The organism is Pseudomonas sp. SG20056 (genome assembly GCF_031764535.1).
Classification (GTDB): Bacteria; Pseudomonadota; Gammaproteobacteria; order Pseudomonadales; family Pseudomonadaceae; genus Aquipseudomonas.
The window spans coordinates 1,516,784-1,541,398 of sequence record NZ_CP134499.1 but is presented as its reverse complement, the minus strand read 5'-3'; the positions used below and the strand labels follow the sequence as shown (position 1 = coordinate 1,541,398).

General features: G+C 58.8%; 27 protein-coding genes. 2 read left to right on the top strand and 25 right to left on the bottom strand.

Features of this window, described 5'->3' with window-relative positions:
* Positions 1–48: 48 nt before the first annotated feature.
* Entirely contained in the window at positions 49–720 is a 672-nt protein-coding gene (gene ccmB / locus RHP75_RS07400; RefSeq protein WP_108490504.1) for a heme exporter protein CcmB, read from the bottom strand.
* Entirely contained in the window at positions 717–1,298 is a 582-nt protein-coding gene (gene ccmA, locus RHP75_RS07395) for a cytochrome c biogenesis heme-transporting ATPase CcmA (protein WP_311091881.1), read from the bottom strand. The genes ccmB and ccmA overlap by 4 nt, the downstream gene beginning before the upstream one ends.
* A gap of 217 nt (positions 1,299–1,515) precedes the next feature.
* On the opposite strand from ccmA, the gene RHP75_RS07390 reads away from it, so the two are divergent.
* Both RHP75_RS07390 and RHP75_RS07385 read left to right on the top strand, forming a co-directional pair.
* Positions 1,516–3,054 (top strand): flagellar hook-length control protein FliK, encoded by a 1,539-nt coding sequence (locus tag RHP75_RS07390; RefSeq protein WP_311091177.1) that lies wholly within the window; start codon positions 1,516–1,518, stop codon positions 3,052–3,054.
* A complete protein-coding gene (locus tag RHP75_RS07385) occupies positions 3,051–3,377 on the top strand; it encodes an EscU/YscU/HrcU family type III secretion system export apparatus switch protein (protein ID WP_311091176.1) in 327 nt (108 codons plus the stop codon). The genes RHP75_RS07390 and RHP75_RS07385 overlap by 4 nt, the downstream gene beginning before the upstream one ends.
* 22 nt (positions 3,378–3,399) lie before the next feature.
* On the opposite strand, the gene RHP75_RS07380 is transcribed toward RHP75_RS07385, so the two are convergent.
* The 23 genes from RHP75_RS07380 to RHP75_RS07270 all read right to left on the bottom strand — a co-directional run bounded on the left by RHP75_RS07380 (position 3,400) and on the right by RHP75_RS07270 (position 24,613).
* A complete protein-coding gene (locus tag RHP75_RS07380; protein WP_090383903.1) occupies positions 3,400–3,804 on the bottom strand; it encodes a DUF2802 domain-containing protein in 405 nt (134 codons plus the stop codon).
* 3 nt (positions 3,805–3,807) lie between these two features.
* Positions 3,808–4,287 carry a chemotaxis protein CheW gene (locus tag RHP75_RS07375; RefSeq protein ID WP_090383900.1) on the bottom strand — a complete coding sequence of 160 codons (480 nt, stop codon included), beginning with the start codon at positions 4,285–4,287 and terminating at the stop codon, positions 3,808–3,810.
* A 105-nt stretch (positions 4,288–4,392) separates the two neighbouring features.
* A complete protein-coding gene (locus RHP75_RS07370) occupies positions 4,393–5,253 on the bottom strand; it encodes a CheW domain-containing protein (protein WP_311091175.1) in 861 nt (286 codons plus the stop codon).
* Between the two features lie 87 nt (positions 5,254–5,340).
* Entirely contained in the window at positions 5,341–6,129 is a 789-nt protein-coding gene (locus RHP75_RS07365; protein WP_090383890.1) for a ParA family protein, read from the bottom strand.
* A 51-nt stretch (positions 6,130–6,180) separates the two neighbouring features.
* Complete coding sequence (motD, locus tag RHP75_RS07360; RefSeq protein WP_311091174.1) at positions 6,181–7,050, bottom strand: flagellar motor protein MotD; 870 nt, start codon at positions 7,048–7,050, stop codon at positions 6,181–6,183.
* Between the two features lie 12 nt (positions 7,051–7,062).
* Positions 7,063–7,803: a flagellar motor protein gene (locus RHP75_RS07355; RefSeq protein ID WP_090383884.1), complete on the bottom strand. Its 741-nt coding sequence runs from the start codon at positions 7,801–7,803 to the stop codon at positions 7,063–7,065.
* Entirely contained in the window at positions 7,803–8,918 is a 1,116-nt protein-coding gene (locus RHP75_RS07350) for a chemotaxis response regulator protein-glutamate methylesterase (RefSeq protein ID WP_311091173.1), read from the bottom strand. The genes RHP75_RS07355 and RHP75_RS07350 overlap by 1 nt, the downstream gene beginning before the upstream one ends.
* A 43-nt stretch (positions 8,919–8,961) precedes the next feature.
* Positions 8,962–11,187 (bottom strand): chemotaxis protein CheA, encoded by a 2,226-nt coding sequence (locus RHP75_RS07345; protein WP_311091172.1) that lies wholly within the window; start codon positions 11,185–11,187, stop codon positions 8,962–8,964.
* An 11-nt stretch (positions 11,188–11,198) separates the two neighbouring features.
* Complete coding sequence (locus RHP75_RS07340; RefSeq protein ID WP_311091171.1) at positions 11,199–11,987, bottom strand: protein phosphatase CheZ; 789 nt, start codon at positions 11,985–11,987, stop codon at positions 11,199–11,201.
* Between the two features lie 19 nt (positions 11,988–12,006).
* Complete coding sequence (locus RHP75_RS07335; protein ID WP_178091816.1) at positions 12,007–12,381, bottom strand: chemotaxis response regulator CheY; 375 nt, start codon at positions 12,379–12,381, stop codon at positions 12,007–12,009.
* A gap of 97 nt (positions 12,382–12,478) precedes the next feature.
* Positions 12,479–13,225, bottom strand: coding sequence for an RNA polymerase sigma factor FliA (gene fliA / locus RHP75_RS07330; protein ID WP_160015347.1), 747 nt, complete (start codon positions 13,223–13,225; stop codon positions 12,479–12,481).
* Positions 13,222–14,052 (bottom strand): flagellar synthesis regulator FleN, encoded by an 831-nt coding sequence (fleN, locus tag RHP75_RS07325; RefSeq protein ID WP_090252106.1) that lies wholly within the window; start codon positions 14,050–14,052, stop codon positions 13,222–13,224. Before fleN ends, fliA begins: the two co-directional genes overlap by 4 nt.
* A gap of 77 nt (positions 14,053–14,129) precedes the next feature.
* Positions 14,130–15,431, bottom strand: coding sequence for a flagellar biosynthesis protein FlhF (gene flhF, locus RHP75_RS07320; protein ID WP_090252103.1), 1,302 nt, complete (start codon positions 15,429–15,431; stop codon positions 14,130–14,132).
* Positions 15,432–15,446: 15 nt separating this feature from the next.
* The gene (flhA, locus tag RHP75_RS07315; RefSeq protein ID WP_170048246.1) at positions 15,447–17,570 is read right to left on the bottom strand and encodes a flagellar biosynthesis protein FlhA; all 2,124 of its coding nucleotides are present in this window, start codon (positions 17,568–17,570) and stop codon (positions 15,447–15,449) included.
* Between the two features lie 133 nt (positions 17,571–17,703).
* The gene (gene flhB, locus RHP75_RS07310) at positions 17,704–18,840 is read right to left on the bottom strand and encodes a flagellar biosynthesis protein FlhB (protein ID WP_311091170.1); all 1,137 of its coding nucleotides are present in this window, start codon (positions 18,838–18,840) and stop codon (positions 17,704–17,706) included.
* Between the two features lie 3 nt (positions 18,841–18,843).
* Positions 18,844–19,620 carry a flagellar biosynthetic protein FliR gene (fliR, locus tag RHP75_RS07305; RefSeq protein ID WP_311091168.1) on the bottom strand — a complete coding sequence of 259 codons (777 nt, stop codon included), beginning with the start codon at positions 19,618–19,620 and terminating at the stop codon, positions 18,844–18,846.
* A gap of 1 nt (position 19,621) precedes the next feature.
* Positions 19,622–19,891, bottom strand: a complete 270-nt coding sequence (gene fliQ, locus RHP75_RS07300) for a flagellar biosynthesis protein FliQ (RefSeq protein WP_311091167.1) — start codon at positions 19,889–19,891, stop codon at positions 19,622–19,624.
* Between the two features lie 2 nt (positions 19,892–19,893).
* Positions 19,894–20,679 (bottom strand): flagellar type III secretion system pore protein FliP, encoded by a 786-nt coding sequence (fliP, locus tag RHP75_RS07295; RefSeq protein WP_311091166.1) that lies wholly within the window; start codon positions 20,677–20,679, stop codon positions 19,894–19,896.
* The gene (gene fliO, locus RHP75_RS07290; RefSeq protein ID WP_311091165.1) at positions 20,679–21,110 is read right to left on the bottom strand and encodes a flagellar biosynthetic protein FliO; all 432 of its coding nucleotides are present in this window, start codon (positions 21,108–21,110) and stop codon (positions 20,679–20,681) included. Before fliO ends, fliP begins: the two co-directional genes overlap by 1 nt.
* A gap of 2 nt (positions 21,111–21,112) precedes the next feature.
* Entirely contained in the window at positions 21,113–21,583 is a 471-nt protein-coding gene (gene fliN / locus RHP75_RS07285) for a flagellar motor switch protein FliN (RefSeq protein WP_311091164.1), read from the bottom strand.
* 32 nt (positions 21,584–21,615) lie between these two features.
* Positions 21,616–22,587, bottom strand: coding sequence for a flagellar motor switch protein FliM (gene fliM, locus RHP75_RS07280; RefSeq protein WP_090252087.1), 972 nt, complete (start codon positions 22,585–22,587; stop codon positions 21,616–21,618).
* Positions 22,588–22,600: 13 nt separating this feature from the next.
* The gene (gene fliL, locus RHP75_RS07275) at positions 22,601–23,128 is read right to left on the bottom strand and encodes a flagellar basal body-associated protein FliL (RefSeq protein ID WP_311091162.1); all 528 of its coding nucleotides are present in this window, start codon (positions 23,126–23,128) and stop codon (positions 22,601–22,603) included.
* A gap of 234 nt (positions 23,129–23,362) precedes the next feature.
* Positions 23,363–24,613, bottom strand: coding sequence for a flagellar hook-length control protein FliK (locus RHP75_RS07270; protein ID WP_311091161.1), 1,251 nt, complete (start codon positions 24,611–24,613; stop codon positions 23,363–23,365).
* Positions 24,614–24,615 lie beyond the last annotated feature (2 nt).

The window sequence follows — 24,615 nt, the reverse complement described above, 5'->3', positions numbered from 1 at the left end:
CAGGGCGCAGGCAGGCACCCGGATCAACCGGCCATTCAGGCTTATTGTCTACTCAGCGACACTGATCGTCAGACCAGCGGCGATGGCAAAAGGTGTCAAGGTCACCGCCAATGCGGTGAGGCTGGCCAACCACAACAGGTGGCCGACCGCCGGCAATCCTTGCAGGCTGGCTTGTAACGCACCGCTGCCGAGAATCAGCACCGGGATATACAACGGCAAAATCAGCAACGCGAGCAACAGACCGCCACGTTTGAGACCCACGGTCAGGGCCGCACCGACGGCACCGAGCAGGCTCAGCACCGGGGTGCCGAGCAACAGCGAGATCAGCAGCACCGGCAGGCAGCGCCCCGGCAAACCGAGCATCAACGCCAGCAGCGGCGCCAACAGCACCAGCGCCAGGCCCGAGAACAGCCAGTGTGCCAGCACCTTGGCCAGAACCAGAAGAGCCAGGGGGTGCGGCGAAAGGACCCACTGCTCCAGCGAGCCGTCCTCGAAATCACTGCGAAAAAGCCCGTCCAGCGAGAGCAATACGGCCAATAGCGCCGCTACCCATACCAGCCCAGGCGAAAGGCTTTGTAACAACTGCGTCTGCGGCCCCACCGCCAGCGGGAACAATGCAATCACAATGGCAAAGAACACCAGCGGGTTGGCCAGCTCGGCCGGGCGACGGAATAACAGGCGCGCTTCACGGGCCAGCAGCAGGGTAAAAACATTGCTCATGACGTGCGTTGCCCCAGATCAAGCTCGCGGTAACCGGCCGGCTTGACCGTCAATTCATGGTGCGTGGTCAACACCACCAGACCACCCTGCTGACAGTGTGCAGCCAGATGGTTCTCCAACTGGGCTACAGCTGCCTTGTCCAGCGCAGTAAACGGCTCATCCAGCACCCAGAGTGACGGCCCTGGCAGGTACAGTCGGGCCAGCGCCACACGGCGCTGCTGCCCAGCAGACAAGGTGTGGCACGGCACATCTTCAAAGCCGCGCAACCCCACTGCCGCCAGCGCTTGCCAGATGGCCTCACGTTCGGCCGGCTGATGCAGGGCGCAAAGCCAGGTCAGGTTTTCTTCGGCGGTAAGCAAGCCCTTGATGCCGGCGGCATGGCCGATCCACAACAGGTTGCGCGCCAGCTCTGCCCGCTGCGCCGCCAGCGGGCGACCATTCAGACGAATCTCACCAGCAGTTGGTTGCATCAACCCAGCCAGCAATCGCAGCAGGCTGGTCTTGCCGCTGCCATTGGGGCCTGCCACCTGCAGCATCTCACCGGGAACCAGACGCAGCTCCAGACGCTCGAAGAGCATGCGCCAGTCTCGCTCACAGGCGAGCGCCACGGCTTCTAGAAGAGGACTGGTCAAGGCATCGGTACCTAAGATGGATGGCAAAAGCTGTTCAAGTCGGCAGCGTCTTGGCCGCTATACTGACGCACGTGGAATGCGCAGCCGAACCAGACGGGGCGCGATTATACATGCCCAGCTGCGCCTCCCGCAGCGGGCATTTTCGACAGGGTGTAACCCGCCAATGAGCGAAATCAGCAGCCCGCGGCCTATTGCGCCAACTCCCCCCAGCAGCCGCCCCAGCGCTGTCGCGGCGGATCTGGCAGTGAAACTGTTACAGCCCATGCAAGGCTTGCTGGCCAGCGGTGAAACTGCCAAGGCCGAAGTCATCGCCCTCAAGGAAGTGGCGCAAAGCTTTCAGATGCTGCTCAAGCTGACCCTCAACAACGGAAGCCAGACCACCCTGGAAGCCACTAGCCCGCGCCCAATTGCCCAGGGCACATCCTTAGCAGTAACCGCCCTGTCAGAAACCCGCCTGGCGCTGTCCGTACTGATGGGCGGTGACAAGCCCCTGACCAGCCTGGACCTTGATCAGTTGCCGGTTGGCACCCTGCTGCAGGGCAAGGTGGTGGCCCGCGAGCAACTGTTGCAAGGGCGCTCGCAGCAGGTGATCTACAAGGTGCTGGTCAGCCTGCTCAACACACCGCTGGCTGGCAGCAAGCTGTCGCTGGAAACCCCACTGGCCCTGCCCCTCGGCAGCCTGCTCAGCGCTCAGGTCCAAGGCAGCCAGGCGTTGAATTTTCTGCCGCTGAGCGGGCGCCTTGATCAGCTCGCACTGAGCCAGCAACTGGGCAGCCAAAGCAATCGCCAGGGCTCCCTTGAAGGCCTTTTTGGTGCCCTGCAAGGGCTGCGCGGCAATGCCGAGATGAGTGAGGGGCTGCGCACCAGCATCGACAAACTTTTCGGTGCCCTGCCCGACGCCGCCCAGCTGAGTACCGCCAAGGGCCTGGCGGCGGCCCTGGAGAACAGTGGCATCCTGCTGGAAAGCAAACTGCTGGGCGGTCAGGGTCAGGCACTGCCGACCGACCTCAAGGCCAACCTGCTGCGCCTGATTACCCAACTGCTACCCAATCTGCCTGCGGGCACTCCGCTGACCGCAGCCAATGCCAGCCTGGCACAGGCAATGCCGGCATTGGCTCGCGATCTACTGGGTAGCCTGGGCAAAGCCAGTAACCGTCAACAGGCACTGAGCTTTCCCCTGCCCTCGCGCCTGCTCCAGGCCATGGACGGTGAAGCCGATCTGGAAGCCCTGCTGAAACTTGCCGCCGCCGCCATTTCACGCTTGCAGACCCACCAACTCTCAAGCCTGGCACAGAGCCAGGTCGGCCCAGACGGCAACCTGCTCACCACCTGGCAACTGGAACTGCCCATGCGCAACCAGCAGGAGCTGGTGCCGTTGCAGGTAAAAATCCAGCGCGATGAAAGCAACCCGCAAGGCAAGCCGGAGAAAAAGGAAACCCTGTGGAAGGTCGAGCTGGCATTCGACCTCGACCCATTGGGGCCTTTACAGGTTAAGGCGCAACTGGCCCACGGCCGCCTTTCCAGCCAACTCTGGGCCGAACGCAGCAGCACTGTCAGCCTGATTGATGCAGAGCTGGACAACCTGCGCCAGCGCCTGAACGCCTCCGGCGTGCAGGTTGGCGAGCTGGCCTGTAGCCAGGGCACACCGCCACGCGGCCCACGCACCACCCTGGAACAACGCTGGGTGGATGAAACCGCATGAAGAAGACCGCGCCACGCCAGGCTATCGCCTTGACCTACGACGGCCAGAATGCGCCGGTGCTCAGCGCCAAAGGTGATGACGAACTAGCCGAAGCCATCCTGGCCATTGCCCGCGAATATGAAGTGCCGATCTACGAGAATGCCGAACTTGTGCGCCTGTTAGCGCGATTGGAACTGGGTGATGCGATCCCCGAACAGCTGTATCGCTGCATCGCGGAAATCATCGCCTTTGCTTGGTATCTGAAGGGTAAAGCGCCAGCCGGAAGTGAGCGTGATAGCGATATCACACCACCGCTGCGCCTGTTGGAAGGGCCAACACGTTAAGTCCTGTTGATGCCTGGAAGAGTCAGGAACGCTGCAATTTGGCTTGCTGCATCTTGCTGACCAACTCGGCCTCGGCCTTGCTCAAGCCGCAAGACTGGGTCAGGTCATCCACGCTGGCACCCATGCCCGCCAGCCGCGCAGCCTGGGTAAACGACAGACTGCTGGGGTCACGCTGCTCGATCTGATTGAGCTTGTCCGGTAACGGCGCGACAACTCTGCGCAACTCATGCAACTCCTCGCCCATCTGCACACTGCCCGTCAGGTAGGCATCCAGACGCCGACTGAGCTCTTTGAGCCGCCGATCACGCACCGCATCACGCTCGCCTTGCAGCTTGATGGCATCACGCAACTGCCGGGTCAGCCAGATGCATGCGCCTACCAGCCCCAGACAGACCAGGGCCAGCGCGATCAGCAGCGCGTCGAACATGGCCTAGATGCTCTCCAGCTCGGACCACTCTTCTTCGCTCATCATCTTGTCCAGTTCAACCAGAATCAGCAGCTCGCCGTTCTTGTTGCACACGCCCTGAATAAACTTGGCAGACTCATCGTTACCGACGTTAGGCGCGGTTTCCACTTCGGATTGGCGCAGGTAAACCACCTCGGCCACGCTATCGACCAGAATCCCGATCACCTGCTTGTCCGCCTCAATGATCACGATACGGGTGTTATCCGTGACTTCACTTGAATCGAGGCCGAAACGCTGACGGGTGTCGATCACGGTGACCACATTACCGCGCAGGTTGATGATGCCCAGCACATAGCTCGGAGCCCCCGGTACCGGAGCAATCTCGGTATAGCGCAGGACTTCCTGAACCTGCATCACGTTGATGCCATAGGTTTCGTTGTCCAGACGGAACGTTACCCACTGCAGGATCGGATCTTCAGCGCCTTGTGCAGAACTTTTCTTCATGTCCCTAGCCTCGTCATGAACCGCTCGCGGCGGCAATCGCGGGTGTATACCCCGCTGTCATTACTATAGATGCAAAGCTGCACACATCGCACAGCCTGGCGTTATTCAGTGAACCCGGTTGGCCGCCATGCGTTTGGCCGCACCACTGGCGATCAGCTCAGCCAGAGATGCGATATCCAGCAAAGCGCACATATGTTCGATAACCGTACCCGCCAGCCAAGGACGCTGAGTGCGCTGACTACGCCATTTGACCTCGTTGGGATCAAGACGAATCGAGCGACTGACCTGATGCACTGCCAGCCCCCACTCATAGCCCTCAACAGAAATTACATACTGCAGACCTTCGCGAAAGTCATCGCGGTAACGATCCGGCATCACCCAGCGCGCGGTGTCCAGCACCTTCAGATTGCCGGCCTGGCACGGCAGTATGCCGAGAAACCAGTCTGGCTGGCCAAATAATGGTGTGAGCTCCTGGCCTTGCAGAGGGTAGATCGAGCCCAGGCATACCAGAGGAACCGCCAAGGTCAACCCGGCCACATCAAAGAGCAGGCATTCGAATGGCCCTTCGGCCCACTCGGGCCGCCCTTGCTGCACCTGCTCAGGTAGCACCAAAGCATCAGGTACGACCTGCGCAGCTTCACTCACCGGGTTTTCAGCCACTACGACTGGCACCGGTTCTGGCGTCTCAACCACAGGCAAAGGCATTTCAATGGTCGGCAACACCAGCGGGCGTGGCGCCAGCTCAATCACCGGTTTGGCGACAGGGACCTGCTGAATGATGCGCGCATCACGCACCTGCTCTTCCAGCACAGCGGCCTCAAACTCATCCAAGCTGATGCTGTCGACGCTGAAGTCATCCGCCTCAAGACTATCGGCCAGCTCGTTCGCAGCATCCTGCAGCAAGCCGTCCAGGTAGGACTGCAAGGCCAGTTGCGGACGTGTAGCGGTGGCAAGGGGACGACTCATGAACACAACCCACAATAACGATCTGTACAGACTATCGGCCGCTCTAGCGACAGACTTGAGCCTATATCTTCAGCATAGCCGTTCATCTCAGGCGACCTGTGCGGCAATCTGCTGCGATAACAGGTGCTTGAGCAAGGCACGGTAGGCGATGACACCACGGCTATTGTTGTCGAACGTTGACGGTGTAACCCCAGCCCGGCTGGCGTCACGCAAGCGCGTATCCACCGGAATGTACGCCGGCCATAGATGCTCAGGGTAAGTGTTGCGCAACACCCGCAATGTACCCATGGAAGCCTGGGTACGCCGATCAAACAGGGTCGGCACGATGGTGTACGGCAACGCCTGCTGGCGCGAACGATTGATCATTGCCAGGGTGTTGACCATCCGCTCCAGGCCTTTGACAGCGAGGAACTCGGTCTGCACTGGAATCACCAGCTGCTGGCTAGCGGCCAGTGCGTTGACCATCAATACACCGAGCAAGGGCGGACTGTCGATCACCGCATGGTCGAAGTCCTGCCAGAGCTGCGCCAGGCTCTTGGCAATCACCAGGCCCAGGCCACTCTGCCCTGGCGACTGGCGCTCAAGCGTGGCCAGCGCAGTACTCGAGGGCAGCAGAGATATCCGCTCATCACTGGTGGGCAACAGCAATTGCTGCGGCAAACCGCGAGGCACACTGCCCTTATGCTGAAACAGGTCAAAGCTGCTGTGTTCCAGGCTATCCGGGTCATGCCCGAAATAGCTGGTCATCGACCCATGGGGATCGAGATCGACAATCACCACACGCTTGCCGGCATCGGCCAACAGACCTGCCAGAGCGATTGATGTGGTGGTCTTGCCGACTCCACCTTTTTGATTGGCTACTGCCCAGACTCTCATCGTTATCATCCTCCCGGTGCAGCTGCAGCCTGACCGAGAACGGGGCCACCCTTATGGGGCCGGCGACGGGGGATTGACGGCACCCGCTTGCGGGGCCGGCGCTGCCGGAGCTGGTGCAGGTTGCGTGCCAGCCCGTTGCAAGGCCGCATCAGGTTTGGCATTAGCGCTGCCGACACCACTCACACTGCGACGCACATCTAGATTGCGCGAGATTACCAACACGACCCTGCGATTACGCCCACGTCCCTCGGCCGTGGTGTTATCCGCGACGGGCTGGAACTCACCATAACCGACTGCCGCCAACCGACTGGGGTTGACCCCATCCATAGTCAGCATACGCACGATACTGGCAGCCCGCGCGGTAGACAGTTCCCAGTTGGTCGGGAACTGAGCCGTCTGAATCGGCAGGTTGTCGGTAAAGCCTTCCACGTGAATCGGGTTTTCGTAAGGCGCCAGAATTTTGGCTACCTTCTCGATAATGTCGAATGCCGCATTGTTGGGTATGGCATCGCCGCTGGTAAACAGCAGGCTGGAGCTGAGTTCAATCTCAATCCACAACTCATTGCCACTGACCTTGAGCTGCTCGGACTGAATCAAGTCGCCGAATGCCTCACGCACGCTGCTGGCAATGCTCTGCAGGTCATCAGCGGATGACTGCGCGCTTTCCTCATCCACCAGCGAACGATCAGGCTCAGTGGTGCGTGGCCGCTCTTCACCTACCGGAATCGGCTTGATCGCCCGATCAGGCTGATTGAACACCCCTGTAAGGCTGTCTGAAAGAATCTTGTACTTGCCTTCATTGATTGAGGAAATCGAATACATGACCACAAAGAACGCGAACAGCAAGGTGATGAAGTCGGCATAGGAGACCAGCCAACGTTCGTGGTTTTCATGTTCTTCTTGATGACGCCTGCGGGCCATATGCTGTTCCCATCAATCCATAAAGCCTTGCAGCTTCAATTCGATGGAGCGCGGATTCTCACCCTCGGCGATCGACAGAATGCCCTCGAGCAGCATCTCGCGATAACGCGATTGACGCTGGGCAATGGCCTTGAGTTTGTTACCTATGGGCAGCAGCAGGAGGTTGGCAAAACCCACGCCGTAGATGGTGGCGACAAAGGCTACGGCAATCCCGGCACCCAGCTTGCTCGGATCCGCCAGGTTACCCATCACGTGAATCAAGCCCATCACGGCACCGATAATGCCAATGGTCGGCGCGTAGCCGCCCATGCTTTCAAACACCTTGGCAGCCTGAATATCCCGGCCTTCCTGGGTGTACAGATCAACTTCAAGAATGCTGCGAATGGCCTCAGGCTCCGCACCATCAACCAACAGCTGCAAACCTTTGCGGGCGTATGGGTCGGCTTCGACATCCGCCACCGCTTCCAGACCAAGCAAGCCTTCCTTGCGCGCGGTCATGCTCCAGCCAACCACCCGGTTGATGCCGCCGGCAAGATCCACACGCGGGGGAAAGAAGATCCAGCTGATGATGGCCAGAGCGCGCTTGAACACATTCATCGGCGCCTGCAAAAACGCCGCGCCCAGGGTGCCGCCAATCACGATCAGCGCAGCAGGCCCATTGAGCAGAGCCGCAGCATGGCCACCTTCAAGGTAGTTGCCGCCGAGGATAGCGACAAAGGCCAGGATGACCCCGATAAGGCTCAGTACATCCATTAAATGCAGGTCTCCGCCAGGTGCCTGCCAATATCATCCAGCGGGTAGATGGCATCGGCCAGGTTGGCTTTGACAATGGCCATGGGCATGCCATAGATCACGCAACTGGCTTCGTCCTGAGCCCACACCTGACTGCCACCTTGTTTGAGCAGGCGCGCACCTTCACGGCCGTCTGCACCCATACCGGTCAGCACCACCGCCAGCACCTTGTCACCATAGGACTTGGCTACCGAACCAAAGGTGATATCAACACAGGGCTTGTAGTTCAGGCGTTCATCGCCAGGAAGGATCTTCACCACGCCGCGCGCATCTACCATCATCTGCTTGCCGCCTGGCGCCAGCAGCGCCAGGCCTGGACGCAACACATCACCGTCCTCGGCTTCCTTTACGCTTATGCGGCAGAGCTTGTCGAGGCGCTCGGCAAAGGCCTTGGTAAAGGCCGCTGGCATATGCTGGATCAGCACAATCGGCGCCGGAAAGTTAGCCGGCAACTGGGTCAATACACGTTGCAGCGCCACCGGCCCGCCTGTCGAGGTACCAATCGCAACCAGCTTGTAGGACTTGCGCTTAGGTGCCGCACTGGCAACAGCCGGAGTAGGCGAAGCAGCTGGGCGCGCCAAGGTGCTAGTGGTGGCCGCCGGACGGGCTGCTGGCTTGCTTTGCGCAGCAGGTGTAGCAACAGGCGCAGCCACAGGAGGCGGACTCAGGCTGCGACGGTTGCTGCGGGCAATGGTATGGATTTTTTCGCAAAGCAGCTGCTTGACCCGCTCTGGATTGCGCGAAATATCCTCGAAATTCTTCGGCAGGAAATCCACCGCACCGGCTTCCAGCGCATCCAACGTCACGCGCGCGCCTTCATGGGTCAGCGAGGAAAACATCAACACTGGCGTCGGGCAGCGCTGCATGATGTTACGCACAGCCGTGATGCCATCCATCATCGGCATCTCGTAATCCATGGTGATTACGTCCGGCTTGAGCGCCTGCGCCTGCTCGATGGCTTCACGGCCGTTAGTGGCAGTGCCGATTACCTGAATATTCGGATCGGCTGAAAGAATTTCCGACACGCGCCGACGAAAAAAGCCGGAATCATCAACCACCAACACCTTAACAGCCATAAACACTCCTAAGCGGCGCGACAGATAGCTGCGCCGCTAACAATCAGATACGCCGCGCGTAACGTTTGAGCATGCTCGGCACGTCAAGAATCAAGGCAATACGTCCATCACCGGTGATGGTCGCACCTGACATACCTGGAGTACCCTGCAGCATTTTGCCCAGCGGCTTGATCACCACTTCTTCCTGGCCGACCAGTTGATCGACCACAAAGCCGATACGCTGACTGCCAACGGTGAGAATCACTACATGCCCCTCACCCTGCTCCACATGAGCAGCACTGCCGATCAGCCAGCGCTTGAGGTAGAACAGCGGCAAGGCCTTGTCACGCACAATGACCACTTCCTGACCGTCCACCACATTGGTTCGCGACAAGTCGAGGTGGAAGATTTCATTGACGTTGACCAATGGGAAGGCGAACGCTTGATTGGCCAGCATCACCATCAGTGTCGGCATGATCGCCAAGGTCAGCGGCACCTTGATAACAATCTTCGAGCCCTGCCCCTTGACCGAAAACACATTGACCGTGCCATTGAGCTGGGAAATTTTGGTTTTCACCACGTCCATGCCCACACCGCGACCGGACACATCTGAAATCTCGGTCTTGGTCGAGAAGCCCGGAGCGAAAATCAGGTTATAGCACTCGAACTCATTGAGACGGTCGGCCGCGTCTTTATCCAGCAGACCTTTTTCCACCGCCTTGGCGCGTAGCACATCCGCGTCCATGCCCTTGCCATCGTCAGAGATCGACAAGAGGATGTGATCACCCTCCTGCTCTGCGGACAGTATCACCTTGCCGCCCCGCGCCTTACCCGAGGCCTCACGCTCTTCCGGGGTCTCAATGCCATGGTCGACCGCGTTGCGCACCAAGTGGACCAGCGGATCAGCCAATGCTTCGACCAGGTTCTTGTCGAGGTCGGTTTCTTCGCCAACCAGTTCCAGGTTGATCTCTTTTTTCAGGTTACGCGCCAGGTCACGAACCAAACGCGGGAAGCGCCCGAAGACTTTCTTGATTGGCTGCATGCGGGTTTTCATCACCGCCGTTTGCAGATCAGCCGTGACCACATCCAGGTTGGACACCGCCTTGGACATGGCCTCATCGCCACTGCTGGCCCCAAGACGCACCAGACGGTTACGCACCAGCACCAGTTCGCCGACCATGTTCATGATTTCGTCAAGCCGTGCGGTATCGACCCGCACAGTGGTTTCCGCTTCACTGGGCGGCGCAGCCTTATCAGCGGCTGGCACGGCAGCCGGTGCCGCAGAGGCTTTGGCTGGTTCTACCTTGGCAGCTGGCTTGGCTGCGGGTTTAGCTGCGGCCTTGACTGGTTCAACAGGCTTGGCAACCGGCGCGGGGACAACGGGTTTAATCGCTTCAGGTTCGACAAACTTACCTTTGCCGTGCAGCTGATCAAGCAAGGCCTCGAATTCATCGTCAGTGATATCACCACTCGGTGCTTCAGCAGGCTCGGCCTTGGCCGCCGGCGTAGCAGGTGCTGGCGCAGGAGGCGGAACAAACTGACCTTTGCCATGCAACTGATCAAGCAACGACTCGAATTCATCATCGGTGATTTCATCACCGCCCGCCGCCACTGCCGCTGGTGCAGCCGCAACAGGTGGGGCAGGTGCAGCAGCAACGTCAGGCGCTACAAACTGACCTTTGCCGTGCAGCTGATCGAGCAAGGACTCGAACTCATCATCGGTAATTTCATCACTGCTGGCAGCGCTGGGCGCTTGCGTCGGAGACTCATCCAAGGCACCCAATAACTGCTCGAATTCGCTATCGGTGATATCGCCAGCGGATTCTTCGACTGCAACCTCGGTTTCAGGCTCAGGCTCAGGCTCGGCGTGCGCTTCAATCGGCGCGGTCTCTTCGGCACCTGCCGGTTCAGCCAGACGCGCCAAGGCAGCAAGCAGTTCAGGGGTTGCCGGAGTCAGATCGGTACGTTCACGGACTTCGGTAAACATGCTGTTGACCGCATCCAGTGCTTCCAGCACCACATCCATCAACGCGGAGTCGACGCGCCGCTCACCCTTGCGCAGGATGTCGAAGACGTTTTCTGCGATATGGCAGCATTCCACCAGCTCATTGAGCTGGAGAAAACCGGCACCACCTTTAACGGTATGAAACCCGCGAAAAATAGCGTTGAGCAGATTCATGTCGTCCGGGCGACTTTCCAGCTCTACGAGCTGTTCGGACAGTAGTTCAAGAATCTCGCCGGCCTCTACCAGGAAGTCCTGGAGGATTTCTTCATCGGCGCCGAAGCTCATAAGACGTGCTCCTAAAATCCCAGGCTGGAAAGCAGGTCGTCGACATCATCCTGATTGGATGCGACGTCTTCACGCTTATCGGCATGAATCTGCGGACCTTCACCACGGGAAGGCTCTTTTTGTTTTTCTTGTTCGGCGCGGAGCAACTCATGGTTGTGCTCAATGCCGGCAAACTGGTCCACCTGACTGGCCATCAGAACCAGTTTCAGCAGGTTGCTTTCCACTTCGGTTACCAGCTGCGTTACACGCTTGATCACCTGTCCGGTCAAATCCTGATAGTCCTGAGCCAGCAGAATATCGTTGAGGTGCCCAGATAGCTTGGCACCGTCGCGCTCGCTACGGGCGAGAAACAGCTCAACACGCTTGGCCAGTTCGCGGAAACCATCGGCGCTCATCTCGCGGCGCATAAAGCGTCCCCAATCGGCGCTCAGGCTCTGTGCCTCATCACTGAGGTCATTAACCAGTGGTGCACTCTGCTCAACCAGATCCATGGTGCGATTGGCCGCTTTTTCGGTCATCGTCACCACGTAATTCAAACGCTCGGTGGCATCGGTGATTTGCGAAACCTCAGTGGCATGTGGCACACGGGGGTCGAGCTGGAAATTGACGATGGCGTTATGCAGCTCACGGGTCAGCTTGCCGACCTCGTGATACAGGCCACGGTCACGCGCTTTGTTGAGCTCATGTATCAGCTGTACCGCTTCACCAAAGTTGCCTTGTTCCAGGCTGTCTACCAGTTGGCGAGCGTTGTGTTTCAGGGTCGACTCAAGGTCACCCTGAACGGAATCTTTATGTTCCATAGCACCCTCATGGCAAACATCAGCCGTTGACCCGCTCGAAGATCTTTTCAATCTTCTCTTTCAGCACCTGGGCAGTGAACGGTTTGACTACATAACCGTTAACCCCAGCCTGGGCTGCTTCAATGATCTGATCGCGCTTGGCTTCTGCGGTGACCATCAACACCGGCAGGGTTTTCAGGCGCTCGTCTGCACGTACCGCGCGCAGCAGGTCGATGCCCGTCATGCCGGGCATGTTCCAGTCCGTCACCAGAAAATCGAAACTGCCGCTCTGCAGCATGGGCAGCGCGGTGACGCCATCATCGGCTTCCGCTGTGTTGGTGAACCCCAAGTCACGCAGGAGGTTCTTGATGATCCGTCGCATCGTTGAAAAGTCATCAACGATGAGGATTTTCATGTTCTTGTCCAAGTCGACCTCCGTACAGTCCCAAACGCACACAGCAACCTGCGTGCGCTTTTAATCGTGAAACCGGCCCAGCGCTAGCGAATACAACTCAATGTGCACGCCACTCGCCCAAACGAGCGCGTAAACGAGCGGCACACTGACTGTGTAGTTGGCTTACACGTGATTCGCTAACCCCCAACACCTCGCCGATCTCTTTAAGATTCAGTTCTTCATCGTAATATAGCGCTAACACCAGGCGCTCGCGCTCCGGCAGGTTGGCAATGGCATCTGCCAGGGCCGCCTGAAAGCGTTCATCTTCCAGATCACGAGAAGGTTCGAGGTGGTTGCTGCCAGCGTCTTCACCCAGCCCACCGTGCTCGCCGTCCTGCAACAGGTCGTCGAAACTGAACAGGCGGCTGCCTAAAGTGTCGCCAAGAATGCCGTAGTAATCCTCGAGACTCAATTGGAGTTCGGCCGCAACCTCTTGATCTTTAGCGTCTCTGCCGGTTCTGGCCTCAATTATTCGAATTGCGTCGCTAACCATGCGGCTATTGCGATGCACTGAACGTGGCGCCCAATCACCTTTACGCACCTCATCAAGCATTGAGCCGCGAATGCGAATACCGGCGAACGTCTCGAAACTGGCACCTTTGCTGGAGTCGTATTTTTTTGACGCTTCAAGCAGACCGATCATCCCGGCCTGAATCAGATCATCGACCTGCACATTGGCCGGTAGACGGGCCAGCAAGTGATAGGCAATGCGTTTGACCAGGGGCGCGTAGCGCTCGATCAACTGGTGCTGGGAATCCTGCGCCTGCGCCTTGCTATACATACGAAGTCCAGAGGCTGCTGTCATATGGCCGTGTCCGCGATCGGTTGCTGCACCAGACGCTCAACGAAAAACTCCAAATGACCGCGCGGGTTAGCCGGTAACGGCCAGGCGTCGACTTTCTGGGCTATCGCCTTGAACGCCAGCGCGCACTTCGAGCGCGGGAAGGCTTCGTAGACCGCGCGCTGCTTCTGCACGGCCTTGCGCACTGACTCGTCATACGGCACTGCGCCTACATACTGCAGGGCAACATCAAGAAAACGATCAGTGACTTTAGTCAGCTTAGCAAAGAGGTTGCGACCTTCCTGCGGGCTGTGAGCCATATTGGCCAGTACGCGGAAACGGTTCATGCCGTGGTCGCGGTTGAGCAATTTGATCAGCGCGTAGGCATCGGTAATCGACGTAGGCTCATCACACACCACCACCAGCACTTCCTGGGCAGCGCGCACGAAGCTCACAACACCGTCACCAATACCCGCGGCGGTGTCGATGATCAACACGTCGAGGTTGTCACTGATATCGCTGAACGCCTGGATAAGCCCCGCATGTTGCATGGGTGACAGCTGCACCATGCTCTGAATACCCGAGGCTGCCGGCACGATACGAATGCCGCCAGGGCCCTGCAGTAACACATCGCGCAGCTCGCACTCGCCACTGATGACGTCTTCCAGGGTGCGTTTGGCGCTGAGGCCCAACAACACGTCGACGTTGGCCAAGCCAAGGTCGGCGTCCATCAGCATCACCCGACGGCCGAGATCAGCCAGGGCCAACGCCAGGTTCACCGAGACGTTGGTCTTACCGACGCCACCTTTGCCGCCGGTCACCGCAATCACCTGTACGGGATGCATACCCATATTTCTACACACCTTGTCTAACTTCGACTGGAGCCACTTGGCTGGCTAAGCGCGGTTCATTGCCAACAGCAGGACGCTTAACTGACGCGTCGTGCGGGTTGCTGGTAAAGCCCGGCAAACATCTCCGCCATCGTATCTTCGCTTGGATCCTGGGTTGCCTGCAGCCCTACGGCCCGGCTAACCAATTGATGACTGCGTGGAATCTGCAAATCATCGGGAATGCGTGGCCCATCAGCGAGATAGGCTACCGGTAGACGCTGGCTAATAGCCAGTCCTAAAACCTCACCCAGGCTGGTGGCCTCATCCGCTTTTGTCAGAATGCAGCCAGACAAGCCGCAACGCTTATAACTATGGTAGGCGGCTTTCAGCACTTGGCCCTGGCTGGTAGCGGCCATGACCAGATAATTTTTTGCGTTGACACCACGGCTGGCCAGCGTTTCCAGCTGCATGCGCAGGGCTGGGTCATTGGCGGGCAGGCCGGCAGTGTCAATCAGCACCACCCGCTTGCGCGCCAGCGGAGCCAAGGCTTGAGTCAACGATTGACCAGGGTCAACCAGCGTTACCGGGACATTGAGAATACGCCCCAAGGTCTTGAGCTGCTCCTGAGCACCAATGCGGTAGCTGTCCAGGCTGACCAGGGCAATATGCTGGGCGCCGTACTTGAGCACGTAACGCGCGGCCAGCTTGGCCAGAGTAGTGGTTTTGCCCATGCCAGCAGGGCCTACCAAGGCGATTACGCCGCCCTCTTCCATCGGTTCCTGCTTCGGCGTTTTGATCGCGTGAGCCAGGTGCGCCAGCACCATGCGCCAGGCCTGGCGAGGTTCAGTCACCGTATTCACACGCTCCAGTAGCGCTTTCGACAATTCGGCCGACAAGCCCATGCGCTGCAGGCGACGCCACAAATTGGCTTGCTGCGGGCGACGGTTCTGCAACTGCCCCCAGGCAATCGAGCCCAGCTGCACTTCAATCAGCTCACGCAGGCCATGCAGTTCGAAACGCATGGCATCCAGGGCGCGCTGATCGGTTGCCGCAGCTGGAGCTGCCTGCGATTTGCGCATCACAGCCGCCAAGCTGTCAGCAGGCAGGCTGTCAGCCGCGCCAAACAGCTGGCGGTCTTTGCCGGCATCGACCTGAGTGCGGGTGGTCAGCTCGGCCTGGGCCGTGGCAATTTTCGCCTGAGTCTTGCGCAGCTCGGCTTCCAACGCAGGGTTGGGCTGACGGGCCGGTGCGGCTGGCACCTGATAATCCAGCGCGGCGGTCAATTCGACACCACCGGCTACCCGGCGATTGCCAATGATCGAGGCATCGGCACCCAGCTCATCACGCACCAATTTCATGGCGGTACGCATATCGGCGGCGAAAAAGCGTTTGACCTGCATGGCCTGTAACCTCGGTTAGTTCTGCCCCACCGTCGCAACGATGGTGACCTGCTTGTTATCCGGAATTTCCTGGTATGCCAGTACATGGATACTCGGAACCGCCAGCCGCGCGAATCGCGAGAGCATCGCCCGGACCGGACCGGCAACCAGCAGAATCACTGGCTTGCCGAGCATCTCCTGGCGCTGCGCCGCTTCCACCAGGGAACGCTGCAGCTTCTCGGCCATGCCAGGTTCCAGGAGGATGCCCTCCTCGGAGCCTTGACCGGCCTTCTGGATACTGTTGAGCAATATCTGTTCCAACCTGGGTTCAAGGGTGATAACAGGCAGCTCCAGCTCTAGTCCCACAATGCTTTGCACGATTGCGCGGGCCAACGCAACGCGTACCGCCGCCACCATCGCGGCGGGATCTTGACTCTTCACCGCAACGTTGGCGATGGCCTCGGCGATGGTGCGGATATCGCGTACCGGCACCTGTTCCTGCAGCAGGCTCTGCAGCACCTTGAGCAGGGTTGACAGGGAAATCATCCCTGGCACCAGCTCTTCAGCGAGCTTCGGCGAGCTCTTGGCCAAGAGCTGCATCAACTGTTGCACTTCCTCGTGACCCAGCAGCTCGTGGGCATGTTTGTGCAGGACTTGGTTGAGGTGGGTCGCCACTACGGTACTGGCGTCTACCACGGTGTAGCCAAGCGACTGCGCCTGATCGCGCTGAGTCGGGTCGATCCACACCGCCTCCAGACCGAATGCCGGATCCTTGGCGGCGATGCCATTGAGCGGACCGAACACCTGGCCCGGGTTGATCGCCAGCTCGCGATCCGGGTACACCTCGGCCTCGGCCACGCTGACCCCCATCAGCGTCAGGCGATAGGCATTGGGCTGCAGGTCCAGGTTGTCGCGGATATGCACCGAGGGCATGAGAAAGCCCATCTCCTGGGAGAGCTTCTTACGCACGCCCTTGATCCGCGCCAGCAGCTGGCCACCCTGGTTACGGTCTACCAGTGGAATCAGCCGATAACCCACTTCCAGGCCGACCATATCCACCGGTGTCACGTCGTCCCAGCCCAGCTCCTTGACCTCTTGAGCCTTCTGCGCTGGCAGCAATTCCTGTTGGCGCTGCACTTCCTTGATCTCGTTTTCCTTGGTTGTACGCTGTTTGTTGGCAATCCAGTACGCAGCACCCGCAGCCACCAGGCCCAGGCTGATAAAAGAGAAATGTGGCATGCCGGGCACCAGGCCCATGGCGATCATCACCGCCGCGGTAACCGCCAGCGCACGCGGCGAGGCGAACATCTGCCGATTGACCTGAGCACCCATGTCTTCCGAGCTGGAAACACGGGTCACCATGATTGCTGCGGCAGTCGACAGCAACAGCGAAGGAATCTGCGCCACCAGGCCGTCACCGATGGTCAGCAGGGTGTAGATGCGGCCCGCGTCAGCAAAGCTCAGGTCATGCTGGAAAATACCGATGGCGATGCCACCGATCAGGTTGATGAACAGAATCAGCAGGCCGGCAATCGCATCGCCGCGCACAAACTTGCTGGCACCGTCCATGGAGCCGTAGAAGTCGGCTTCCTGGGACACTTCGCTGCGACGCTTCTTGGCCTCCGCCTGATCGATCAACCCGGCATTCAGGTCCGCGTCGATGGCCATCTGCTTGCCCGGCATGGCGTCCAAGGTGAAACGCGCACTGACCTCGGAGATACGTCCGGCACCTTTGGTGACCACCACGAAGTTGATGATCATCAGGATCGCGAACACCACGATACCGACCACGTAGTTACCACCGATCACTACCTCACCGAAGGCCTGGATCACCTTACCCGCAGCGTCGTGACCGTCCTGACCGTTAAGTAGCACCACCCGCGTGGAGGCGACGTTAAGCGCCAGACGCAGCAAGGTTGCCGCCAGCAGAATGGTCGGGAATACCGCGAAATCCAGCGGGCGCAGGGCGTAGATCGCTACCAGCAGGACGACGATCGACAGGGCAATACTGAAGGTAAACAGCACATCAAGGAGAAACGGTGGAATCGGCAGCATGACCATGCCGAGCATGACCAGCAGCAACAGTGGGATGCCCAGGTTGCCCTGTTTCAACCCCGACAGGTTACTGCGCACATCACCGATCATTTGTGAGCGATCTATTGCCACACCACTACCCCAGCCAATTCAATCTTTTGACGCGTGTCGCGCCTTTGGGGAGGGTTTTGCAAGAAGCTGTCCAACTTTGCCAGGCCAAACCAAACAACAGTTAACCCAGCTACATCGGCACTCACCGTCACTCGTCGCGACGTAAATCCGGCGGGATTGGCATCTCCGGTAGCGGCCCTGGGCGTTTGCCCTTACCGGCCTGGTACTGGCGCAGCTGATAGACGTAAGCCAACACCTGGGCGATGGCCAGATACAGGCCGGCGGGAATTTCCTGATCCAGTTCGGTGGAATAGAACACCGCCCGCGCCAGAGCCGGCGACTCCAGCACCATGACCTTGTGCTCGTTGGCGATTTCGCGAATCTTCAAGGCAGTGAAATCACCGCCCTTGGCCAGCAGCACGGGCGCACTGCCCTTGGCCGGGTCGTACTTCAAGGCCACGGCAAAGTGCGTCGGGTTGGTGATGACCACGTCGGCGTCAGGCACCGACTGCATCATGCGCCGCTCGGCCATTTCGCGCTGCAGCTGGCGAATACGCTGCTTGACCTCGGGCTTGCCCTCGCTGTCCTTGTACTCGTCGCGCACTTCCTGCTTGGTCATCATCAGCTTCTGTTTGCTGCTCCAGAGCTGGAATGGCACATCCACGGCGGCAATCAGAATCAACCCGCAAGACATCCACAGCGCGCTCCACCCCACCACACTGGCTGAGTGCAGAATGGCCGACTCTATCGGCTCATGCACTATCGCCAACAGATCGTCCTGCCAGGCCGACAACACGGCCACACCTACCAGCAGAATCAGGATGAACTTGGCCAACGCCTTGAGCAGCTCGACCAGAGCACTGGTCGAGAACATGCGTTTAAGCCCTGCCAAGGGATCCATTCGACTGAGTTTGGGCGCCATGGCTTCGGCAGAGAACAGCCAGCCGCCGAGAGAAATCGGCCCCACAATCGATACGATCAGCAGCAGCACAAACAGCGGGAACAAGGCCTCCAACGCAATCTGCCCAGATGCCGCCAGCCACAGGGCCATGCTGCGCTCATCCATGATCACGTCACGGGGTAGCGAGAAGTTGCCACGCATGATGTCGAGCATGGCATTGGCCATGCTGCCGCCGAAAGCCAGCATGCCACCAAAACCACCGAGGGTCACAGCCAGGGTATTGAGCTCTTTGGAACGGGCAATCTGGCCCTTCTCACGGGATTCGCGTAGGCGTTTCTCCGTGGGTTCCTCGCTTTTATCGGCACCGCTCTCGGATTCGGCCATGGATTAATTCGCCCGCGCCATTTCACGCAAGAATTGCAACGCCTCGGTGGCAAATACCTGGTACTGCGCAAGGATGTCGGTCATGCCGATCCACACGATGACCATACCCAACACAAGAGTCAGCGGGAAACCGATAGAAAAGATATTCAACTGCGGCGCAGCGCGGGTCATCACCCCGAATGCCAGATTGATCACCAACAATGCGGTTATTGCCGGCAATACCAGAAGCAGAGCCGCCCCCAACACCCAACCCAGTTTGTTGGCAATTTCCCAGTAGTTTTCCACCAGAAAGCCACCGCCGACTGGCAAGGTGAAGAAACTCTCAGTCAGCACTTCAAACACCACCAGATGGGCGTTCATGGCGAGAAACAGCAAGGTCACCAGAATCATGAACAACTGACCGATCACTGGCACCGAAATACCGTTAGCCGGGTCAACCATAGAGGCAAAACCCAAGCCCATCTGCATGGCGACGATCTGCCCGGCAATCACGAAAACCTGGAAGAACAGCTGCAGAACAAAACCCAGCATCATGCCGATCAGAATTTCCTGGGCAATCCAGATAAATGCCTGCACGCTGATCGCATCAATGACAGGCATCGGCGGCAGGGTCGGCATGATCACCAGACAAATGGCCAGGGACAGGTACAGGCGCACCCGCGCCGAAACCAGCTGGGTGCCAATGATCGGCATAAACATCAACAGCGCCGCAATACGAAACAGCGGCAACAGAAAGCTGCCCACCCATGCACCGATCTGCTCGTTGCTTAGCTCGAACATGTCAGCCGATCAGCATCGGAATATTCATGATCAGAGTCTCGGTGTATTCCATCAGCTCGCGCACCAGCCAGGGACCCGCAAAAATCAGCACCAGCAGGATCACCAATAGCCTCGGCAAGAAACTTAAGGTCTGCTCGTTAATTTGAGTGGCCGCCTGAAACATCGCCACTAGCAAGCCAACAATCAAGCTGGGAACCACCAGAATCCCCACAATCATGGCCGTCAGCCACAAGGCATCGCGCACCAGATCAACAGCCACCTCGGGAGTCATGGCTATGTGCCTCCGAAGCTGGCGGCCAGGGTGCCCATAATCAGCGCCCAGCCATCAATCAACACAAACAGCATGATCTTGAACGGCAGGGAAATGATCAGCGGCGAGAGCATCATCATCCCCATCGCCATCAGAATACTGGCCACCACCATGTCGATGATCAGGAACGGGATAAAGATCATAAAGCCGATCTGGAAGGCGGTTTTCAGCTCGGAGGTGACAAATGCCGGCACCAGAATGGTCAGCGGCGCCTCTTCCGGGCTGGCGATATCAGTGCGCTTGGACAGACGCACAAACAGCTCCAGATCGCTTTCACGGGTCTGCGACAGCATAAAGTTCTTGATCGGCCCTTCGGCCTTGAGGATCGCTTCCTGCGCCGGCATTTGCTCGTTCAGGTAGGGCTGCAGTGCCTCGCGGTTAATCTGGTCGAACACCGGGGCCATGATAAACATGGTCAGAAACAGCGCCAGCCCGACCAGAATCTGGTTCGACGGTGTCTGTTGCAACCCCAGGGCCTGACGCAGAATCGAGAAGACAATGATGATCCGGGTAAAACTGGTCATCAGCATGACAAACGCTGGAATAAAGCTCAGCGCAGTCATGATCAGCAGGATTTGCAGGCTGACCGAGTACTCCTGCTGCCCAGCTGTGTCGGTACTCAGGGTGATGGCCGGGATCGACAGCGGGTTATTGCCCGACTGAATCAAGGTACTGGCAGTCGGCGGATCGGCAGCGAATACCAGTGACGCACCCAGGCTAAAAACCAGCATCAGCAGCAAACGCAGCATCACGACTTGTCCTTCTGGTCTTTACCCAACAGCTCCATCAGGCGCTGAGCAAACTCGGTCGAGGCAGGTTCAGCATCCGGCATATGCACCGGTTCTTTCAGCACATGCAACGACGTGATGGTGCCCGGGGTCAGACCCAGCAATACCTGCTCGTTACCCACCTGCACCAGCACCAGGCGATCACGCGGCCCCAGCGCCTGAGTGGCCAGCACTTTGATGACCTGACCGCCACGCGGCACGATCTGCTGCACCCGACGCATCAGCCAGGCCAGCAGAAAGATCAAACCGATCACCAGCAGCAGGCCCAGCAACAACTGTACAAGCTGCCCACCCATGCCTGTTCCGGCAAGAGGCACAGCCGTTTGCGCTGCCGGCTCCGCAGCCATTGCAGCGAAAGGGAGCGCCAGGCCCAACAGAAGAATTCTATGCATGGTTAGCGCAGCTTCTTGATGCGTTCGCTAGGGCTGATCACGTCGGTCAGGCGAATGCCGAACTTCTCGTTCACCACCACCACTTCACCGTGGGCAATCAAGGTGCCGTTGACCAGTACATCCAACGGCTCACCGGCCAGACGATCCAGTTCAATCACCGACCCCTGGTTGAGCTGCAACAGGTTGCGGATAGTGATATCGGTATTGCCGACCTCCATGGAAATCGACACTGGGATATCCAGAATCACATCCAGATTCGGCCCATCCAGATTAACCGGCAGGTTCATCTTCGGCGCACTGTCGAACTCCTCCATCGGCGCACGTGGCGCCGCCGGTCCCGGGTCGCTGGCGGCGAGCATGGCGTCGATATCGTCCTGCCCGGCATCACCGGCTTCGGATAATGCAGCCGCCCACTCATCGGCAAGTGCCTGTTCCTCGGGGGAGCTGGCTTCGTTCTCGTTTTCGTCTGCCATCGTTTTTCCTCGGCTGGCGTTGAATAGGGGGATTAGCGGTTACGCTCAATGGGGCCGAGCACCTGCAAAGCCAGCTTGCCTTTGTGCGCCCCCATCTTGACCTTGAATGAGGGCACCCCGTTGGCGCAGAGCACCACGCTTTCCGGCAGCTCCACCGGTATCACGTCACCAGGTTGCATATGCAGAATGTCGCGCAGTTTGAGCTGGCGGCGGGCAACAGTCGCGCCCAAGGGCACGCTGACGCCAAGAATGTCTTCACGCAGGGCCTTGATCCAGCGCTCGTCCTGATCGTCGACATCGGACTGGAAGCCTGCGTCGAGCATCTCGCGGATCGGCTCGATCATCGAATAAGGCATGGTGATATGTAGATCGCCGCCACCACCGTCGAGCTCGATATGGAAGGTGGACACCACGATCACTTCACTGGGGCTGACGATGTTGGCCAGCGCCGGGTTCACTTCCGAGTTGACGTACTCGAAGTTGATATCCATCACCGCGTGCCAGGCTTCCTTGAGGTCGATAAAGGCCTGATCCAGCACCATGCGCACGACGCGCAGCTCGGTTGGGGTGAATTCGCGCCCTTCGATCTTGGCGTGACGACCGTCGCCACCGAAGAAGTTGTCCACCAGCTTGAACACCAGTTTGGCGTCGAGAATAAACAGGCCCGTACCGCGCAGCGGCTTCATCTTCACCAGATTGAGGCTGGTCGGCACATACAGCGAGTGCACGTACTCGCCGAACTTCATCACCTGCACGCCGCCCACCGCCACATCAGCAGAACGGCGCAGCAGGTTGAACATGCTGATGCGGGTGTAGCGGGCGAAACGCTCGTTGATCATCTCAAGCGTTGGCATGCGCCCACGAACGATGCGGTCCTGGCTGGTCAGGTCATATTGTTTGACGCTTCCCGGTTCGGCTTCGTCCTCGGTTTCAACCAAGCCGTCATCGACACCATGCAGCAGGGCATCGATTTCATCTTGGGAAAGCAGGTCTTGCACAGCCATATACGGCTCCTGATTACTGCAACACGAGGTTGGTGAACAGCACTTGCTCGACCGTAACCTTGCCGGTCTCTTTCTCGGCCAGTTCCTGCACGCTGGCGGTGGCCTGCTGACGCAACATTTCCTTGCCCACCGGGGTAATCAAAGAAGCAAAGTCCTGACCGGAAAACAGCATCACCAGGCGATTACGCAACACGGGCATATGCACCTTGAGCGCATCGAGAGCGACCTGATCACGGGTCATCAGGGCCACACTGACCTGCATATAGCGGGCGCGGCCCTGATGATTGAAGTTCACCACGAATGCCGGTGACAGCTCTTCATAGATCGCCGCTTGCTTGACTGGCACCGCAGGCTCGGCACTGGCTTCGGCCTTGGCCTCTTCAGCGCCGGCATCCTTCTTGTTCAGAAAGAACCAGGTGCCACCCACGGAAAGACCCACAGCGAGCAACACCGCAATAACGATGATAATGATCAGCTTCATTTTGCCGGCTGGTTTCGCCTCAGCATTTGCCGGCGCTGGTGCTGCTTCTTTCTTAGCCATGCCAATAATCCGTCGTTATTCGGAGTTCTATCCGTTTTCAAAGGGTTAAGAGCAAGTGTTATGCCAGTCTATTAACAAACCTGCTCAATACGGGTGGCGTAGCACCCAAGGGTGATACGACCAAGGCATCAGATAAACCCACGCCCCAAACAAAATCGCCCGACTCCCACACAATGGGAGCCGGGCGAAATGCAGTTTAGATCAGTGGGGCATGCAACTACAGCAGCAAGCGCTCTATGCGTAGTAATCGACCAACCCACGAGCACTCACAGAAGTCGCGCGGGCAGACTCGACAGCACTCGAATGCAGCTCCTCATCAGCGCCAAGTAACTCGCCGGAGGAGCCGCCACGACCTTTGCCACCATCACCTTCCTGCCCTTGCCAACCGCGGCTAAGCGACTGATCAGAGACGTTCACGTCGAGCTGGTTCATGCCCTGCTGGGCGAACAGCTCACGCAAACGGTGCATCTGCGAGTCCAGCGCTTCACGCACTCCAGCATGCGGGCTGGCGAATGTCACCTGGCTTTGCTCCTGGTTGACACTGATGCGCACTTCCAAACGGCCGAGCTCTGCAGGATCCAGCTGAATCTCAGCCGACTTGAGGTTCTGGCTGGACATTACCATCACCCGATCCACAACTGCTTCGCTCCAGCCACCCTGCTGCATGGCCACCGGTTGGCCAGCCAATAAGGGCGCGCGTGCCTGAGTCACTTGTTGGTTCATCGCCTGAGTCAGGGCATTGAGCTTACTGACAAAGTTCTCCGGCGCGTTATTGGCCGTGCCTTCCTTCAACGCCTCCAGGCTTTTACCGGTGAGGGCTTCGAGCTGTATCTCTGGCAGTTCCAGGCTATCCACCTCGACCGGGGCTTCATCCTGTACCACTTGACTGGCCAGCAAGCTCTGACTGACGTTTTGCGCCTGCGCTGAAGGAGTTATGGCCTGATCGGCCTGCAGTTTTTCCTTCGCACCCATTTCCAACGCCATGCGCACTGCCGGCAGCTGGTTAAGTGAATCCAGCTCAGCATCGAAGCTGGCCTCAGTCATGCTCGCCGGGCCTGAGCTGGTCAGGCTGCCGGTAGTGACCAGCAGTGGCGCAGGCTCTGTGTCCGGCGCCAACTCTTCAGCCTCCTCCGCCGGCATCTCGCCGGTTATGCCGAGCAACAGCAGCGGATCCAGCACTGCGCCATCGCTTGCCGGGTCAGTCGGCAAAGGCTTGCCGCTATCGGCAACCTCGGCCTGCCCAGCGGCAGCTGGCACCTGCGCATCCTGCGGCTCGTCTTTATCAACTTTGCTCTCACGCGCAGGCTTGGCGGACGCATCGTTGCGCGCTTCCGCCTTGGCCTGACGCTCTTTGGCATACACCTGAGAGAAGCTGGAAGCTTCATTTCTATTGGGCTGCGCAGGTTTTTCCGGCGGTTTTGATGCAGCAGCCCTGGGCTTTACTTCAGGTGCCGACTTGAGCAGCAGATCGGGGGCAACGGACATGG

Excerpts from the sequence above, each read along its gene's own strand:
- ccmB (WP_108490504.1), bottom strand. The coding sequence starts at position 720 with ATGAGCAATGTTTTTACCCTGCTGCTGGCCCGTGAAGCGCGCCTGTTA.
- ccmA (WP_311091881.1), bottom strand. The coding sequence starts at position 1,298 with ATGCTCTTCGAGCGTCTGGAGCTGCGTCTGGTTCCCGGTGAGATGCTG.
- RHP75_RS07390 (WP_311091177.1), top strand. The coding sequence starts at position 1,516 with ATGAGCGAAATCAGCAGCCCGCGGCCTATTGCGCCAACTCCCCCCAGC.
- RHP75_RS07385 (WP_311091176.1), top strand. The coding sequence starts at position 3,051 with ATGAAGAAGACCGCGCCACGCCAGGCTATCGCCTTGACCTACGACGGC.
- RHP75_RS07380 (WP_090383903.1), bottom strand. The coding sequence starts at position 3,804 with ATGTTCGACGCGCTGCTGATCGCGCTGGCCCTGGTCTGTCTGGGGCTG.
- RHP75_RS07375 (WP_090383900.1), bottom strand. The coding sequence starts at position 4,287 with ATGAAGAAAAGTTCTGCACAAGGCGCTGAAGATCCGATCCTGCAGTGG.
- RHP75_RS07370 (WP_311091175.1), bottom strand. The coding sequence starts at position 5,253 with ATGAGTCGTCCCCTTGCCACCGCTACACGTCCGCAACTGGCCTTGCAG.
- RHP75_RS07365 (WP_090383890.1), bottom strand. The coding sequence starts at position 6,129 with ATGAGAGTCTGGGCAGTAGCCAATCAAAAAGGTGGAGTCGGCAAGACC.
- motD (WP_311091174.1), bottom strand. The coding sequence starts at position 7,050 with ATGGCCCGCAGGCGTCATCAAGAAGAACATGAAAACCACGAACGTTGG.
- RHP75_RS07355 (WP_090383884.1), bottom strand. The coding sequence starts at position 7,803 with ATGGATGTACTGAGCCTTATCGGGGTCATCCTGGCCTTTGTCGCTATC.
- RHP75_RS07350 (WP_311091173.1), bottom strand. The coding sequence starts at position 8,918 with ATGGCTGTTAAGGTGTTGGTGGTTGATGATTCCGGCTTTTTTCGTCGG.
- RHP75_RS07345 (WP_311091172.1), bottom strand. The coding sequence starts at position 11,187 with ATGAGCTTCGGCGCCGATGAAGAAATCCTCCAGGACTTCCTGGTAGAG.
- RHP75_RS07340 (WP_311091171.1), bottom strand. The coding sequence starts at position 11,987 with ATGGAACATAAAGATTCCGTTCAGGGTGACCTTGAGTCGACCCTGAAA.
- RHP75_RS07335 (WP_178091816.1), bottom strand. The coding sequence starts at position 12,381 with ATGAAAATCCTCATCGTTGATGACTTTTCAACGATGCGACGGATCATC.
- fliA (WP_160015347.1), bottom strand. The coding sequence starts at position 13,225 with ATGACAGCAGCCTCTGGACTTCGTATGTATAGCAAGGCGCAGGCGCAG.
- fleN (WP_090252106.1), bottom strand. The coding sequence starts at position 14,052 with ATGGGTATGCATCCCGTACAGGTGATTGCGGTGACCGGCGGCAAAGGT.
- flhF (WP_090252103.1), bottom strand. The coding sequence starts at position 15,431 with ATGCAGGTCAAACGCTTTTTCGCCGCCGATATGCGTACCGCCATGAAA.
- flhB (WP_311091170.1), bottom strand. The coding sequence starts at position 18,840 with ATGGCCGAATCCGAGAGCGGTGCCGATAAAAGCGAGGAACCCACGGAG.
- fliR (WP_311091168.1), bottom strand. The coding sequence starts at position 19,620 with ATGTTCGAGCTAAGCAACGAGCAGATCGGTGCATGGGTGGGCAGCTTT.
- fliQ (WP_311091167.1), bottom strand. The coding sequence starts at position 19,891 with ATGACTCCCGAGGTGGCTGTTGATCTGGTGCGCGATGCCTTGTGGCTG.
- fliP (WP_311091166.1), bottom strand. The coding sequence starts at position 20,679 with ATGCTGCGTTTGCTGCTGATGCTGGTTTTTAGCCTGGGTGCGTCACTG.
- fliO (WP_311091165.1), bottom strand. The coding sequence starts at position 21,110 with ATGCATAGAATTCTTCTGTTGGGCCTGGCGCTCCCTTTCGCTGCAATG.
- fliN (WP_311091164.1), bottom strand. The coding sequence starts at position 21,583 with ATGGCAGACGAAAACGAGAACGAAGCCAGCTCCCCCGAGGAACAGGCA.
- fliM (WP_090252087.1), bottom strand. The coding sequence starts at position 22,587 with ATGGCTGTGCAAGACCTGCTTTCCCAAGATGAAATCGATGCCCTGCTG.
- fliL (WP_311091162.1), bottom strand. The coding sequence starts at position 23,128 with ATGGCTAAGAAAGAAGCAGCACCAGCGCCGGCAAATGCTGAGGCGAAA.
- RHP75_RS07270 (WP_311091161.1), bottom strand. The coding sequence starts at position 24,613 with ATGTCCGTTGCCCCCGATCTGCTGCTCAAGTCGGCACCTGAAGTAAAG.